Here is a 14,959-nt window from a genome sequence, read left to right as displayed (position 1 = left end):
GGCTCGCCCAAGCGTGCCCAGCGCTGTCGACGGCCGTCGAGCCTACTGACAAATCCTGTCAATTACCGCACCTAGCATGGGCCCAGCTCCAACGAGGGAGCCTTTTTGCAACCGGCAACGCCCTCATCCGGGAACGCGCCACATCCAGGGAGAAACCCATGAACCTCAGCCCCAGCCTCCAGATCCTTTTCGTGGACCAGCCTGCCCGCAGCGCGGCCTTCTACAGCGAGCACTTCGGTGCCCGGGTGCTGGAGTCCTCCCCCACCTTCGCGATGCTGGCCCTGGGTGACAGCGCCCGCCTGGGTCTGTGGTCCCGCCATACGGCCGAGCCCGGCCCGACGGCGGCCGGCGGCGGCACCGAGCTGGCCTTCGCCCAGCCCGATCGCGGCACCGTGGACAGCCTGCATGCACGCTGGAGCGCGGCCGGCATCCCCATGGCCCAGGCGCCCGTGGCCCTGGACTTCGGCTACACCTTCGTCGCCACGGACCCGGACGGCCACCGCCTGCGCGTCTTCCATCCCGAAGGCAACTGAGTGCATTGACGGGCGAGTTTGCGGGCGAGTTTGCGGGCGAGTTTGCGGGCGCGCTGCCGGGTGCGGTGCGGGCCCGGCGGGCGCTGAGCGCCCGAGCGGGCGGGACTCAGGGATCATTCGGGGACGCCACCTCGGGCTGCCTGCCGTATGCTGCCCCGCCAACCCTGCTGACGCCGAGATTACTCATGCAAGAACGCCGCCAAGATCGCCCGTCCCGTCCCCGCTCCCTGGTCCTGGCGCTCGGCGCCTGCGCCGGTCTGCTGAGCGCCTCGCTGGCCTGTGCCCAGTCGGCCGCACCGGCCCCCGCGGCTGCCCAGCCTGCAGCCAGGCCGGCCGGCCCGGCGCCTGGCAAGAAGCCCTCCAGCGCCGACGTCCTGGCCGCCGCCAAACCCTCCGACTGGCGTGCCGTGAACCCCGAACAGGCCCTCCAGATGGAGCTGCCCAGCGGCATGGTCATCATCGAGCTGGCCAGCAGCTTCGCACCGGCCCATGCGGCCAACATCGTCAAGCTGACCCGCGCGGGCTACTTCGACGGCCTGGCCGTCATCCGCTCCCAGGAGAACTACGTGACCCAATGGGGCGACGCCGAAGAAGATGAGGCCAAGGCCCGCAAGAAGCCGGACAACCTGGGCAAGGCCCCGGCGGAGTTCTCCCGTCCGCTGAAGGGACTGAAGCTCACCCCGCTGCCCGAACGCGACACCTGGGCGGCCAAGGTCGGCTTCGTGGATGGCTGGCCTGTCGCCGTCGACCCCCGGAAGGGCCGCGCCTGGCTCGCCCACTGCAACAGCATCGTGGGCGCCGCCCGCGGCAACGAGCCCGACTCCAGCGACGGCAGCGGCCTCTACGCCATCATTGGCCACGCCCCGCGCGCCCTGGACCTCAACATCACCACCGTGGGCCGTGTGCTGCAGGGCATGGAAAAACTCAGCAGCCTGCCCCGCGGCACCGGCGCCCTGGGCTTCTACGAGAAGGCCGAGGAGCGCACCCCCATCACCCGCGTCCGCGTGCTGGCCGACATTCCCGAGGCCGAGCGCCCGCGCCTGGAGGTGCTGCGCACCGACACCGCCACCTGGCAGGCCTGGCTCAACAGCCGGCGCTTCCGCGGCGGCGGCTGGTTCGTGCATGAGCCGGCCAAGGTGGAGCTGTGCAGTGCGCTGCCCCCGGTGCGCAGCGCTCCCTGAGACGCCCGTGGATCGTCGACAGGTCCTGGGGCTCCTGGCGGCCGGGGCAGCCCCTCTGGCCGGCGTCGCGCAAGACCTGACCCCAGCGCGCCCCCTGCCCTTCCGGCTTCGCAGCCGCTTCTGGATGAACCTCCACCACACGCTGGCGGAGGCCTTCCAGCCGAGCAGCCAGCGCGGCGACTGGCGCCAGCCCCAGGGCTGGTCAGCCCAGGAGACGCAGGACTGGCTGGACGCGCTGCAGGCCTACCGCCACGCCTTCGCCGAACAGGATCTGCTCAACGACGATCGCTTCCAGGCCCTGCGCCTGGCCCTGCTGGGCCTCGGTGACTCGCAGCCCCTCCCTGCGATGGAGGCCGCGCTGCAGCCCCTGGCTCAGGCCCTGAGCCAGGCCGCCGCCCCGTACCGCCGGCAGCTCTGGCCGGCCCATGACGCGGCCAACCAGGCCTGGATGCAGGAGGCCCGCACGCGCCTGAGCCGCTGGGGATCGGCGCTGCGCGAGCGGCTCGAGGCCGTGCTCCAGCCCGCCCTGCCCGAGCTGATCCTGGTCGACCTCGTCCCCCTCAGCGGCGACCGACGCGGCGCCTACACCGACGGCCAGCCGCCGCACACGGTCATGCCCAGCCTGCGCGAGGACTACCAGGGTGACGCGGCGCTGGAAATGCTCTTCCACGAAGCCAGCCACACCGGCATGGACGACCGCCTCCGCGAGGACATCGAGGCCCTGCTCGCCCCACGCGGCCTGCAGGACCGCAAGCAGCTGTGGCACGCCGTCCAGTTCTACACGGTGGGCCATGTGACGCAGCGCCTGCTGTCGGTGTCCGGCCGGGACTACCTCCCCTACGCCCAGCGCCGTGGCGTATTCGGGCGGGGCTGGGCCTTTGCGGTCGAGCCGCTGGACGCCCACTGGCGGCCCTTTCTGGAGGGCCGGCGTCCACGTGCCCAGGCCCTGGCCGGCCTGGTCGCGGCCTGCTACCCGGCTTGACGCCGGACAGCGCCGGGCGCGGTGCTGCCGCGGCCTAGAATGCGGCGCCATGTCGTCTCCCGCGCCCGTCCTCAACATCACTTGCTATCTTTTCGTCGGCCTGCCCGATGCCGCCGAACTGCGCGAGCATCTGCATGCCGAGGCCCTGACCCGCGGGCTCAAGGGCACGGTGCTGCTGGCCGAGGAAGGCATCAACCTCTTCCTGGCCGGCTCAGCCGAAGGCGTGCGCGGCTGGGTGGCGCTGTTGAAGGCCGACCCGCGCTTCGCCGAGCTGGCGCCCAAGGAAAGCTGGAGCGCGTCCGTGCCCTTTCGCAAGCTGCTGGTCAAGGTGAAGCCCGAGATCATCCGCATGAACATGCCCGCGATCCGGCCCGACCAGCTGCCGCGCGCCCCGGCCCTGCCAGCCGCCACCCTGCGCCGCTGGCTGGACCAGGGCCATGACGACGACGGCCGCCCGGTCGTGACCCTGGACACCCGCAATGCCTTTGAGGTGGACTACGGCACCTTCGACGGTGCCATCGACTGGCGCATCCACAAGTTCACCGAGTTCCCCGCCGCCCTCGCCGCCCACAAGGACGAGCTGATGGGCAAGACCGTGGTGAGCTTCTGCACCGGCGGCATCCGCTGCGAGAAGGCCGCCATCGTGCTGCAGCAGCAGGGCCTGGACGGCCCCGTCTACCAGCTCGAGGGCGGCATCCTCAAGTACTTCGAAGAGACCGACGGCGCCCACTACCACGGCAGCTGCTTCGTCTTCGACCAGCGCGAGGCCTTGGACGCCGGGCTGGCCCCCTCCTCCGAACTCAAGCCGGCAGGCAAGGCCTGACCCCATGAAGACCCTGGGCGCCTGGCTGCTGCGTGGACTGGGGCTGCTGATCGTGGTGCTGGCGCTGGGGGCCGCGGCCTTCAAAGCCCCGGAGCGGCCGCTGGAGTCGCTCGTCGCACGCTGGGCCCCGCCGCCCTCCGACTTCATCGAGCTGCCCTGGCAGGGCCGGCGCCAGCTAGTGCATCTGCGCGACGAAGGGCCGCGGGGCACCGAGGCGCCCCTCGTGCTGCTGCATGGCACCTCCGCCAGCCTGCACACCTGGGAGCCCTGGGTGAAGGTGCTGAGCCGGCAGCGGCGCGTCATCACCCTGGACCTCCCCGGCTTCGGCCTCACCGGCCCCAGCGTGCTGGGGGACTACCACGACGCCAGCTACGTCGACTTCCTCCACGCCCTGCTGACCCACCTGAAGCTGGATCGCGTGGTCCTGGGCGGCAATTCCCTGGGCGGGCAGATCGCCTGGGAATACGCGGCCCAGCATGGCGAGCACGTCCAGGCCCTGGTGCTGGTGGATGCGGGCGGGCTGGAGTTCCAGTCCGAATCGGTGCCCCTGGCCTTCCGCGTGGCACGCCTGCCGGGCCTGCGCAGCCTGGCCTCGCAGCTGCTGCCGCGCCAGATGGTGGAGCGCAGCGTGCGCAACGTCTTCGGTGATCCGTCCAAGGTCCATGACGCCCTGGTCGACCGCTACTTCGAGCTCACCCTGCGCGAGGGCAACCGTGCAGCCCTGGTGCAACGATTTGCGCAATTGGAGCCCGGGCGTTATGCGAACATGCTCCCCCAGATCCGGCAGCCGACACTCATCCTCTGGGGCGGGCGCGACCGTCTGATCCCGCTGGCCTATGGCCGGCAGCTGAAACAAAGCATTGCAAATAGCAGGCTGGTGGTCTTTGATACCCTGGGGCATGTGCCGCAGGAGGAAGACCCGCAGCAGACGCTTGGGCCGGTGCAGGACTTCCTGCACTCGCTCAAACCCTGATGCGAGCGCCGGCTGCGGCCATGCAAGATCGAGTTTTTCCAACCCAGTCTCGCAAGACGAGCAGGAGACCCCATGAAGAAACGCCATCTGATCGCACTGGCCGCCATGGCCACCCTGGGCTTCAGCGCCATCAGCGCCTCGGCCCAGGCCCCCGATTGGAAGAAGATCCGCATCGGCGTCGAGGGCGCCTACCCTCCGTTCTCGGAAGTCGGTGCTGACGGCAAGCTCAAGGGCTTCGAGATCGACCTGGCCCTGGCCATGTGCGCCGAGATGAAGGCCGAATGCACCCTCGTGCAGCAGGACTTCGACGGCCTCATCCCCGCCCTGCAGGCCAAGAAGATCGACGCCATCATTGCCTCCATGTCCATCACGGACGAGCGCAAGAAGGCCATCGCCTTCTCCAACCCCTACTACAACACCCCGGCCCGCTTCGCGGCCAAGGCCGACGCCAAGTTCGAATTCAGCCCCGCCGGCCTGAAGGGCAAGAAGATCGGCGTGCAGCGCGCCACCATCCACGAGAAGTTCGTGGCCGAGACCTTCAAGCAGAGCAATATCGTGCGCTACGCCACCCAGGACCAGGCCTTCCTGGACCTGAAGTCGGGCCGCATCGACCTGACCATCGCCGACCTCGTGGCCGTGGACCAGGGCTTCCTGAAGACGCCGGCCGGCAAGGGCTTCGCCTTCCAGGGCCCCAGCTATGACGACGTCAAGTACTTCGGCATCGGCTCCGGCGTGGGCATGCGCAAGGCCGACGAAAAGGCCCTGGCCAAGAAGTTCAACGACGCCATCGCCGCCGTCAAGGCCAACGGCACCTTCAAGAAGCTGAACGACAAGTACTTCGAGTACGACATCTCGGCCAAGTAATCTCGGCCAAGCAAGGCCGCCAGGGGGCCCCGCCCCCGCAGGTCCGGATGCGCTGATAATGCGCCCGGACCTCGATTCAAGGAGGCGCCCGCCGCGACCCGGGGGCGCCTCGGTTTTTCTATCTCGCAGTACCACCACCGATGTTCCTGCACGGTTTCCTGCCCAGCCTGCTCCAAGGCTCGGTGATCACGCTCAGCGTGGCCCTCGCCTCCATGGCCCTGGCCATGGTGCTGGGCCTGCTCGGGGCCATGGCCAAGCTGTCCCGCTGGCGGTGGGCCAAGACCCTGGCCTATGTCTACACCACGCTGATCCGCGGCGTGCCGGACCTGGTCCTGATGCTGCTGATCTTTTTCGGCGGCCAGGTGGCGGTGAACTCGATCGCCCAGTCTCTCGGGCATGACGAGTACATCGACATCGACCCCTATGTGGCCGGCGTGCTGACCATCGGCTTCATCTTCGGCGCCTACCTCACCGAGGCCTTCCGCGGCGCCTTCCTGGCCGTGCCACCGGGGCAGCGCGAGGCGGGCCTGGCCTATGGCATGTCGCCCGCTCAGATCGCCTGGCGCATCACCTTCCCGCAGATGTTCCGCCATGTGCTGCCGGGGCTGTCCAACAACTGGCTGGTGCTGATCAAGAGCACGGCCATCGTCTCCGTGATCGGCCTGCATGACCTGATGACCCGCGGCTCACAGGCAGCGGGCACCACGCGCGAGCCCTTTGTGTTCTATGCCGCGGTGGCGGTGATCTACCTGGGCTTCACCACGCTCTCCGAGCTGCTGTTCAACTGGCTGCAGAAGCGCCTGTCGATCGGCGTGCGCCAGAGCCATTTCTGAGCGGAGCGCGCCATGAATTTCGAAGCCATCCAAGAGAACTGGCCCCATTACCTCGAGGGCGCCTGGGTCACGCTGCAGCTGCTGGCCATCTCCCTGGCCCTGGGCCTGAGTGCCGCCATCCCGCTGGCCGTGCTGCGGGTGAGCCGCAGGAAGTGGATCTCCGGCCCGATCTGGTTCTACACCTACGTCTTCCGCGGCACGCCCATGCTGGTGCAGCTCTTCCTCATCTACTACGGCCTGGGCCAGTTCGAGTGGATGCAGCAGAGCTGGGCCTGGGAGTACTTCAGCTCGGCCTGGTTCTGCGCCTGCCTGAGCTTCGTGCTGAACACCTGCGCCTACACGGTGGAGATCATCGCGGGCGCCATCCGCGCCCTGCCTCACGGCGAGGTCGAGGCCGCACGCGCCCTGGGCATGAGCCCCTGGGTGATGTTCCGCCGCATCGTGCTGCCCTCGGCCCTGCGCCGCGCCCTGCCGGCCTACAGCAACGAGGCCATCTTCATGCTGCACGGCACCTCGCTGGCCAGCATCGTGACGCTGATGGACCTCACCGGCGTTGCCCGTGAAGTGAACTCGACCCACTACATCCCCTTCGAGGCCTTCATCACCGCCGCCGTCTTCTACTTCCTGATGACGCTCACCCTGGTCGGCCTCTTCCACAAGGCCGAGGCCCGCTGGCTCAAGCCGCTGATGCCGCGCTGAGCCCGCGCCGACAGGCGGGTGCGCCACGGGCGTGCCCCGCTGGAGTCCTCACCATGCAGATCCAGACCCATTCCCTTCTCTCCCCCGCCCCGGGCACGCAGCGCGAGCTGGTCTCGCTGCACTACGGCCAGCCTGGCCAGGGCCCCAAGGTCTACATCCAGGCCTCCCTGCATGCCGACGAGCTGCCGGGCATGCTCACCGCCTGGCACCTGCGCCGCCAGCTCGATGCCCTGGAGGCCGCCGGCCAGATCCGGGGCGAGATCGTGCTCGTGCCCATGGCCAACCCGATCGGCCTCGCGCAGTGGCTGCTGCAGGGCCATCTCGGGCGCTTCGAGCTGCTCTCGGGCGAGAACTTCAACCGCCACTACCCCGACCAGATCGAGGCCGCGGCCCGCGCCGCCGAGCCCGAGCTGGGCCCGGACCCGGCCCGCAACATCGCCGTGCTGCGCCGCGAGCTGAAGAAGGCCGTGCTGGCCCAGCCCGTGGACACCGAGCTGCAGAGCCTGCGCCGCACGCTGATGGGCCTGTCCTGCGATGCCGACGTGGTGCTGGACCTGCACTGCGACGCGCAGGCCGTGCTGCACCTCTACTGCGAGACCCCCGCGGCAGACCTGTGCGATCCCCTCGCCCGCTTCCTCGGCTCGCGCGTCACCCTGCTGGCCACGGACTCCGGCGACAACCCCTTCGACGAAGCCTGCTCGCAGGTGTGGTGGAAGTGGCAGCGCCACTTCGGCGACCGTTTCCCGATCCCGCAGGCCTGCCTCTCGGTCACGGTGGAGCTGCGCGGCCAGCAGGACGTGGAACACGCGCTGGCTGAGCAGGACGCCGCCAACATCGTCGACTACCTCCGCTGGCGCGGCGCCCTGGCCGGCGAGGCCAAGCCCGTGCCGCCGGCACAGGGGGACGCCCGCCCGCTGGCCGGCTCCATGCCCATCAAGTCGCCCGTGGGTGGCGTGCTGACCTTTCTGCGGCAGCCGGGCGAGGAGGTCCGCGAGGGCGAGGTGCTCGCCCATGTGATCGACCCCGTGACCGCCCGGCTGACCGAGCTCAAGAGCCCGGTGGACGGTCTTCTCTTTGCGCGGGACAACCTGCGCTTCGTCACCGCGGGCGCACGCGTCGCCAAGGTGGCCGGATTGAATGCATTGCGCAGCGGCAAGCTGCTGGGAGCCTGACGAGATGAGTGCCAGCCTGAAAGTCGAGAACCTGCACAAGCGCTACGGCGAGCGCGAGGTGCTCAAGGGCGTTTCGCTGACGGCCAACAAGGGTGATGTGATCACCCTGATCGGCTCCAGCGGCTCCGGCAAGAGCACCTTCCTGCGCTGCCTCAATCTGCTGGAGCAACCCTACGAAGGCCAGCTGTGGCTGCACGATGAACAGCTCAAGCTGGTCCGCGACCGCGACGGCAGCCTCAAGGCCGCCGATGCCAAGCAGCTGCAGCACTGGCGCTCGCGCCTGGCCATGGTGTTCCAGAACTTCAACCTCTGGGCCCACCGCACCGTGATCGAGAACGTCATCGAGGCTCCCGTGCACGTGCTGGGCGTGCCCAAGGCCGAGGCCCTGGAGAAGGCCGAGGCCCTGCTGGCCCGCGTGGGCGTGGCGCATCGCAAGGACGTCTACCCGGCCCAGCTCTCGGGCGGCGAGCAGCAGCGCGTGGCCATCGCCCGCGCGCTGGCCGTCGAGCCCGAGGTGATGCTCTTCGACGAGCCCACCTCCGCGCTGGACCCCGAGCTGGTGGGCGAAGTGCTCAAGGTGATGCGCGACCTGGCCGCCGAAGGCCGCACCATGATCGTCGTCACCCACGAGATGGGCTTCGCCCGCGAGGTCTCCAACTACACCTTGTTCCTGCACCAGGGCCGGGTGGAAGAGCAGGGGCATCCGAAGGAGATCCTGATCAAGCCTCAGTGTGAGCGGCTCAAGGCCTTCCTCAGTGGTGGACTGAAGTAGCCCCCCTACCGGCTGGCGCCGGCCCCCCCAGGGGGGCGAGCCTGCAGGACCGGCGGAGCCGGATCCTCGGCCTCTGTTGAGGGCAAAACGGGACCTTGGGCGGGTCCCGTTTTGCGTTTCGTGGTGGGGCTGAAGTGCCCCCCCTGCCGGCTGGCGCCGGCCCCCCCAGGGGGGCGAGCCCGTAGGACCGGCGGAGCCGGATCCTCGGGCTCTGTTGAGGGCAAAACGGGACCTTGGGCGGGTCCCGTTTTGCGTTTCGTGGTGGGGCTGGCCAGGGAGGAGTTGACAAGACCTGACCCCCTGGTGCGTTCAGCCGGGTGGCTCGCCTTCGGGCTTGCGGTAGGCGCCGTCGACGCCCGGGGCCTGCTGGAGGCGCCGAAGGGCGGCGTCGAGCTGGGCGGCGTCTGGATGGCTGAGGGTGTACCAGCCTTGAAGCGTGGGATCGTTGCTGCCGGGATGCATGGGCCGGGCGTCCAGGCCCAGTTGCTTCAGCAGGGGCTGCAGGGGCGCGAGCGGGGCGCCGGGCTGCAGCAGAAGGACGGCTTGTGCCGGTGTGTCCATGCAGGTCTCCTGACTCGTTGATGGCGCAGCATGAGGCGCGCCCCCCCAAACGAGCCCCCTAGCCTTTGGGGCCTCACCCCTTGAATGACGGGCCTATGCCTTAGGGATTCGAAGCATTGGCGTCCTCAAGCTTGGGGACTAAGGGGACTTGAGAGCGACTTCGCCGCTTTCGACACTGAGCCTAAGCCGGCGCCTGCCGGTCCACAAGGAGGCTCAATGAAAGACACCTATTCCGCCCCCGAGATCATCGTGGTGGCCAAGACTTCCGCCGCACTGCGCTCGCCCAAGGGCATGCCCACGGTCAGCGCCGGCCCCGGCGCCAAGGTCAGCGGGCTCAACAGCCTGCTCAAGAGCGGCAAGCTCAGCCTGGAGCCGCTGTTCGGCGACAACGAGGCGGCCGTCCGCTCCGTGATGAGCGAACCCATGATGAAGCACGCGGGAGGCGAGACGCCCGACCCCGGCAGCTACTACGTGGTCAGCGGCGAGGTGAAGAACCCCAAGAAGCTGATCGCTGACTTGCTCAACGAAGAGTCCATCGAAGGCGCCTACCTCAAGCCCGGTGGCGAGCCGCCGGTCTACCGCGAGGAAGGCGAGGCCAACGGCATGCCCGCCCCGACCGACAGCGCCCCGGCTCCCACGCCCGACTTCAACGCCCGCCAGATCTACCTCGACGCCGCCCCCGCCGGCATCGACGCCCGCTTCGCCTGGACCAAGCCCGGCGGCCGCGGCGACGGCGGCCGCGTGATCGATCTGGAATGGGGCTGGAACTTCAGCCACGAAGACCTGCTGGCCAACTCCGGTGGCCTGCTGGACGGCTCGAACTCGGCCAACAACCACCACGGCACCGCCGTGCTGGGCGAGATCGGCGGGGACCACAACGGTCTGGGCATCATGGGCATCGCCCCGAATGCCAAGCTCTCCACCATCTCCTTCGTGACCAACCCCTCCGCCGCGGCCATCCGCAAGGCGGCCGACCGCCTGGGCCCGGGCGACATCATTCTGCTGGAGATCCACCGCGCCGGCCCGCGCCACAATTTCCAGGCCCGCGACGACCAGCTGGGCTATATCGGCATCGAGTGGTGGCCTGATGACTTCGCCGCCATCCTCTACGCCACCGCCAAGGGCATCCTCGTGGTGGAAGCCGCGGGCAACGGCGCCGAGAACCTGGACGACGCGCTCTACAGCGTCCGCCCGGCCGGCTTCCCGCAGAGCTGGCGCAACCCCTTCAACCGCAACAACCCGCAGTGCGGCGCCATCCTGGTCGGCGCCGGCGCACCGCCTCCCGGGACGCACGGCCGCAACCACGGTGCGGACCGTTCGCGCCTGGGCTTCTCCAACTACGGCTCGGCCGTGGACTGCCAGGGCTGGGGCCGCGAGGTGACGAGCACCGGCTACGGCGACCTGCAGAACAACAGCAGCAACACCCAGTACACCGACACCTTCTCCGGCACCTCCAGCGCCTCGCCCATCGTGGTCGGTGCCCTGGGCTGCGTGCAGGGCTGGCTGCGTGCCGCCGGCAAGCCGCTGATGACGCCCGCCAGCGCCCGCCAGATGCTGCGCAACACCGGCTCACCCCAGCAGGACGAGCCCGGCCGGCCGGTCAGCCAGCGCATCGGCAAGCGGCCCAATCTGCGCGAGATCTACGGCAAGCTCTTCCCCAAGCCCATCCTCAAGGAGACGCTCAAGGAGATCAAGGACAAGGACCTGAAGGAGAAGGACCTCAAGGACCACATCAAGGATGTCAAGGAGAAGGAAAAGGAGAAAGACAAGGACAAGGACATCAAGGACTTCAAGGAAAAGGACCTGAAGGAGCTCAAGGAGAAGGACATCAAGGAGCTCGAGAAGCCAATCAAGGAAAAGGACAAGGAGAAGGACGTCTTCGAGGGCGGCATCGGCGGCGGCGTCATCCGCACGCCGGCGGAAGCGGCCAGCAGCGAAGCACGCCTGGCGGCGCTCGAGGCCACCGTGCAGAGCCTGGCCCAGATGCTGCAGCTCCAGGGCCTGGGAGGCCAGGAGCACTTCATTCCTGAAGCGCTGCGGCCCCTGGTCGGTGGGGGATCGGACGATGGCAGCCAGGGCCAGTGAGCCAGGAGCCGTCCGCGAGGGCGGCTCTGCCGAAGGCCCGCTGTGGCTGCTGCTGCACGAGCTGGACGATGCCAGCGCAGAGCCCCTGCGGCGCTGCCTGGCACTGGCTGCCCGGGCGCAAGGCGGCGAGCTCCTGAGCCTGCCCGCCCCGGCGCTGCTGCAGGCCAGGCACTGGTCCCTGCGCATGGACAGCGCAGGCCGGACCCGGTCTGCGCTGCAGCTGGGCCCGCACCGCATCGAGGGCCATCGCCTGCGGGCGGTGCTGAACCGCCTGGGCCCGCCCCAGCTGGCCGGCACGCACGCGGACGCGGCCTACCAGCAGCAGGAATGGCAGGCCATCCTGTCATTCTGGCTGGCCAGCCTGCCCTGCCCCGTGCTGAACCCTGCGCATCCCACGGGGCTCTGCGGGCCGCAGGGCTCGCCCAGCTGGTGGCGGCTGCAGGCCAGCCATGCCGGGCTGCCGGCCTGGCCGGAGACCTCGCCCCCGCCCCCAGGGCGCGAGCAGCGCCGCCTGCTGGTGCTGGGTTCACAGTGTCTGCCGGATGTGCAGTCCCGTGCGGCCATGGAGCCTGCCCTGCGCTACTGGACCTCGGCCCTGCCCGCCTTTGCCGCCCGGCTGGACCTGGCCCTGCTGGAAGTCTGGCTCTGCAGGGACGGCGCCGGCCGCTGGGTGCTGGACCGTGCCGACCCGCGCCCCGAACTGCGCCAGCTGGATACCGCCCTCGAGGCCGCCCTGCTGGCCTGCCTGGGCCTGGGCCCGGACCGGCGGGGTCAGGTCTTGCCCCGCACCGCCGCCGGCGGCGACGCCTGGCGGCCGCCTCCCACCACCTTGCCAGCAGAGGAGCTCCACCCATGAGCCAGGCCCCCGTACTGATCATCGGCAGCGACAGCCCCTGTGAACTGCTGGTCCAGTCCCTTCGACACCAGGGCGTCCAGCCCCTGTGGCTGCGGCCGGAGACTGAGGCGCAGCAGCTGCCTCGCCATGCCCTGGCTGGAGGACGCCTCACGGGCAGCTTTGCCCATGGAGGGCGGTCCCAGGCGCTCGAGGCCGTCCAGGGGATCTACCTGCGTCCCTTCGGCCGACCGGGGAGCGGCTCGCAGGCCTCGGCCCTGCAGCAGCAGCTGTGGTGCCAGGCCTGGGCGGAGCTGGGCGAACTCTTCCCGGGCACGGTGGTCAACCGCGTGTCGGCCATGGGGTCGAACGCCTCCAAGCCCTACCAGCTGCGCCTGCTCGCCGGGCTGGGCTTTGCCGTGCCGCCCAGCCTCGTGAGCAACGACCCGGCGGAGGTGCTGGCCTTCGAGGCCGAGCAGGGGCCCCTGATCTACAAGTCCGCCAGCGGCGTGCGCTCCATCGTGCGGGAGCTGGACGACGAGGCCCGCTCCCGCCTGGACCGCCTGCGCCATTGCCCCACCCTGTTCCAGAAGCGCTTGCGGGGCAGCAATGTGCGGGTGCATGTGGTGGGGCAGGAGGTCCATGCCACCGAGATCGACGCGGACGTGGTGGACTACCGCTATGCCTCGCGCCAGGGCGGCGACGCCCACCTGCGGCCCACCACCCTGGAGCCCCGCACGCGCGAGCGCTGCCTGCGCGCCTCGCAGGTCCTGGGGCTGCCCTTCGTGGGCCTGGACCTGATGCTGGCGGACGACGGGCTCACCTACTGCTTCGAGGCCAATCCCAGCCCGGGCTACAGCTTCTTCGAGGACGCGACCGGCCAGGACATCTCCGGCTCGCTGGCCCGGCTGCTGCGGGGGGCCGAGCCGCTGCACTGAGCGCAGCCCCTGACCGGCTCAGTGCCGGACTGCCTCGCGCAGCACGTCCAGCACCTCGGAGTGGAACTCGCGCTGGTAGAGGATGTAGATCACGCCCACCGTCGCGGCCAGCATGGCCCAGGGCGAGAAGAACCAGGCGATGGCGGCAAAGGCCAGGTAGTAGGCCCGCAGGCCATCGTTGAAGGTCTCGGCGGCCATGCCCACCACGCGGCCGGCGCGGTCGGCAAAGGCGGTGCGGTCCAGGCCTTCGGCGAGGTACTGCTCCGACTCTGGCGCCGAAGCCACCAGCAGCGCGCCGAAGGTGTACTGGCGCATGCTCCAGGTGAAGCGGAAGAAGGCGTAGATGAAGATGGCCGTCAGCAACACCAGCTTCAGGTCGAACACCAGGTTGCTGGTGCTGGCCGCGAAGGGCAGTTCCTTGACCAGCTCGCTGGCCTTGTCGCTGGCGCCCAGGGCCGCCAGCAGGCCGCCCAGGATCAGGATGGTGGTGGAGGCAAAGAAGGAGGGGCTGGAGGCCAGGCTCTGCACCACCACGCCATCGATCACCCGCACCTCGCGGTAGGTGACCTGCATCATCCAGCGGCGCCGAACCTGGTTGGTGATGGCCAGCAGCGAGCCCTTCTGCTGCGCCCGGTGGCGGGCGAACTGGGCGTAGCCCACCCAGGCCACGAAGAAACCCACGAGTGCCAGCCAGTCGGCCAGCGGCAGCAGGCCCAGGTGCGAGAACAGCTTTTGCATCACGCCAGTGTAGCGAGGGCCCACGCGCGGGCGCAGGCCCCCGGCCTCATCGGAACGCGAGCTTCAGGGCGCCAGATCGAAGACCAGCACTTCGGCATCCTCGCCCTCGGCGAGCTGCAGCTGGGCCACGTCCTGGAGCTGCAGGGCGTCACCGGTGGCCAGGCGCTGGCCATTGACGCTGAGCTTGCCGCGGATCAGGTGCACATAGGCCAGGCGGCCTGCGGGCAGGGGCAATGTCTCGGTTTCGGCGCCATCGAACAGCCCGGCATAGACCCGCGCATTGGCGTGGATCATCACGGCGTCCGCGGCGCTGGCTTCGCCCGCGGGGGCGGCGATCAGGGCCAGCCGGCCACGCTTGCGCTGCACCTCGATGTGCTTCTGCTCATAGCCCGGCGCCACACCGCGCTGGTTGGGCTGGATCCAGATCTGCAGGAAATGGGTGGCCCGGTCCTTGGCATGGTTGAACTCGCTGTGCAGCACGCCGGTGCCGGCGCTCATGCGCTGCACGTCACCCGGGCGGATCACGCCGGCGTTGGCGGCACCGGCATCGCCATTGCCCATGCTGTCGCGGTGCGCCAGCTCGCCGTCCAGCACGTAGCTGATGATCTCCATGTCCCGGTGGCCATGGGTACCGAAGCCGGTGCCGGGGGCGATGCGGTCCTCGTTGATCACGCGCAGGGCGCCGAAGCCCATGCGGGACGGGTCGTAGTAGTCGGCAAAGGAAAAGCTGTGGAAGCTCTTCAGCCAGCCGTGGTCGGCATAGCCTCGGTCGCAGGAACGGATCAGCTGGGTCTGGGACATGGTGCGATTTCTCCTGCACTCACTGTAGGGATCCCTGCCTCCGCCGGGGTCGAGCGCGCTTGAAGCCATCGTTCAAATAAGATGAAGGCATGCCGCACAAAGATCCCGCCAGCCCCTACGCCATCAGCACGCTGTCGCTGGAGGCCCACCAGACCAGCCGGCGGGTGCTGAC

Annotated in this window: 16 protein-coding genes; 13 read left to right on the top strand and 3 right to left on the bottom strand. The window is 69.3% G+C overall.

All coding sequences use genetic code 11. The annotated features are described in order from the left end of the window. Nucleotides 1-158: 158 nt before the first annotated feature. From O9Y01_RS16600 to O9Y01_RS16555, 10 genes are all read left to right on the top strand, one after another. Nucleotides 159-533: a VOC family protein gene (locus tag O9Y01_RS16600; protein ID WP_269632716.1), complete on the top strand. Its 375-nt coding sequence runs from the start codon at nt 159-161 to the stop codon at nt 531-533. A gap of 185 nt (nt 534-718) precedes the next feature. After that, on the top strand, nt 719-1,714 hold the full coding sequence (locus O9Y01_RS16595) for a peptidylprolyl isomerase (protein ID WP_269632715.1): 996 nt from the start codon (nt 719-721) through the stop codon (nt 1,712-1,714). 7 nt (nt 1,715-1,721) lie between these two features. Then, nucleotides 1,722-2,696, top strand: coding sequence for a hypothetical protein (locus O9Y01_RS16590; protein WP_269632714.1), 975 nt, complete (start codon nt 1,722-1,724; stop codon nt 2,694-2,696). 49 nt (nt 2,697-2,745) lie between these two features. Next, nucleotides 2,746-3,519 (top strand): sulfurtransferase, encoded by a 774-nt coding sequence (locus tag O9Y01_RS16585; protein ID WP_269632713.1) that lies wholly within the window; start codon nt 2,746-2,748, stop codon nt 3,517-3,519. A 4-nt stretch (nt 3,520-3,523) separates the two neighbouring features. After that, the gene (locus O9Y01_RS16580) at nt 3,524-4,492 is read left to right on the top strand and encodes an alpha/beta fold hydrolase (RefSeq protein ID WP_269632712.1); all 969 of its coding nucleotides are present in this window, start codon (nt 3,524-3,526) and stop codon (nt 4,490-4,492) included. Nucleotides 4,493-4,564: 72 nt separating this feature from the next. Then, the gene (locus O9Y01_RS16575) at nt 4,565-5,356 is read left to right on the top strand and encodes an ABC transporter substrate-binding protein (RefSeq protein ID WP_269632711.1); all 792 of its coding nucleotides are present in this window, start codon (nt 4,565-4,567) and stop codon (nt 5,354-5,356) included. A gap of 140 nt (nt 5,357-5,496) precedes the next feature. Further along, the gene (locus tag O9Y01_RS16570) at nt 5,497-6,189 is read left to right on the top strand and encodes an ABC transporter permease (protein WP_269632710.1); all 693 of its coding nucleotides are present in this window, start codon (nt 5,497-5,499) and stop codon (nt 6,187-6,189) included. Between the two features lie 12 nt (nt 6,190-6,201). Beyond that, nucleotides 6,202-6,888: an ABC transporter permease gene (locus O9Y01_RS16565; RefSeq protein ID WP_269632708.1), complete on the top strand. Its 687-nt coding sequence runs from the start codon at nt 6,202-6,204 to the stop codon at nt 6,886-6,888. A gap of 53 nt (nt 6,889-6,941) precedes the next feature. After that, nucleotides 6,942-8,060, top strand: a complete 1,119-nt coding sequence (locus O9Y01_RS16560) for a succinylglutamate desuccinylase/aspartoacylase family protein (RefSeq protein WP_269632707.1) — start codon at nt 6,942-6,944, stop codon at nt 8,058-8,060. A 4-nt stretch (nt 8,061-8,064) separates the two neighbouring features. After that, nucleotides 8,065-8,832 carry an ABC transporter ATP-binding protein gene (locus O9Y01_RS16555; RefSeq protein WP_269632706.1) on the top strand — a complete coding sequence of 256 codons (768 nt, stop codon included), beginning with the start codon at nt 8,065-8,067 and terminating at the stop codon, nt 8,830-8,832. Between the two features lie 309 nt (nt 8,833-9,141). On the opposite strand, the gene O9Y01_RS16550 is transcribed toward O9Y01_RS16555, so the two are convergent. Then, nucleotides 9,142-9,393: a hypothetical protein gene (locus O9Y01_RS16550; protein WP_269632705.1), complete on the bottom strand. Its 252-nt coding sequence runs from the start codon at nt 9,391-9,393 to the stop codon at nt 9,142-9,144. 216 nt (nt 9,394-9,609) lie between these two features. Here O9Y01_RS16550 and O9Y01_RS16545 point away from each other — a divergent pair, with 216 nt between their 5' ends. From O9Y01_RS16545 to O9Y01_RS16535, 3 genes are read left to right on the top strand one after another with little or no spacing between them, the layout of a single operon-like run. Beyond that, a complete protein-coding gene (locus O9Y01_RS16545) occupies nt 9,610-11,478 on the top strand; it encodes a S8 family peptidase (protein ID WP_269632704.1) in 1,869 nt (622 codons plus the stop codon). Next, complete coding sequence (locus O9Y01_RS16540; RefSeq protein ID WP_269632703.1) at nt 11,459-12,334, top strand: hypothetical protein; 876 nt, start codon at nt 11,459-11,461, stop codon at nt 12,332-12,334. Before O9Y01_RS16545 ends, O9Y01_RS16540 begins: the two co-directional genes overlap by 20 nt. Next, nucleotides 12,331-13,248: an ATP-grasp domain-containing protein gene (locus O9Y01_RS16535; protein ID WP_269632702.1), complete on the top strand. Its 918-nt coding sequence runs from the start codon at nt 12,331-12,333 to the stop codon at nt 13,246-13,248. Before O9Y01_RS16540 ends, O9Y01_RS16535 begins: the two co-directional genes overlap by 4 nt. Nucleotides 13,249-13,266: 18 nt before the next feature. Here O9Y01_RS16535 and O9Y01_RS16530 read toward each other — a convergent pair whose 3' ends face one another. After that, a complete protein-coding gene (locus tag O9Y01_RS16530) occupies nt 13,267-13,986 on the bottom strand; it encodes a DUF599 domain-containing protein (RefSeq protein WP_269632701.1) in 720 nt (239 codons plus the stop codon). 63 nt (nt 13,987-14,049) lie between these two features. After that, nucleotides 14,050-14,787, bottom strand: coding sequence for a pirin family protein (locus tag O9Y01_RS16525; protein ID WP_269632700.1), 738 nt, complete (start codon nt 14,785-14,787; stop codon nt 14,050-14,052). Between the last annotated feature and the right edge of the window lie 172 nt (nt 14,788-14,959).

This window comes from Pelomonas sp. BJYL3 (genome assembly GCF_027257975.1).
GTDB lineage: Bacteria > Pseudomonadota > Gammaproteobacteria > Burkholderiales > Burkholderiaceae_C > Roseateles_B > Roseateles_B flavus.
The sequence above is the reverse complement of the archived record's forward strand: the minus strand, read 5'-3'. Positions and strand labels throughout refer to the sequence as shown.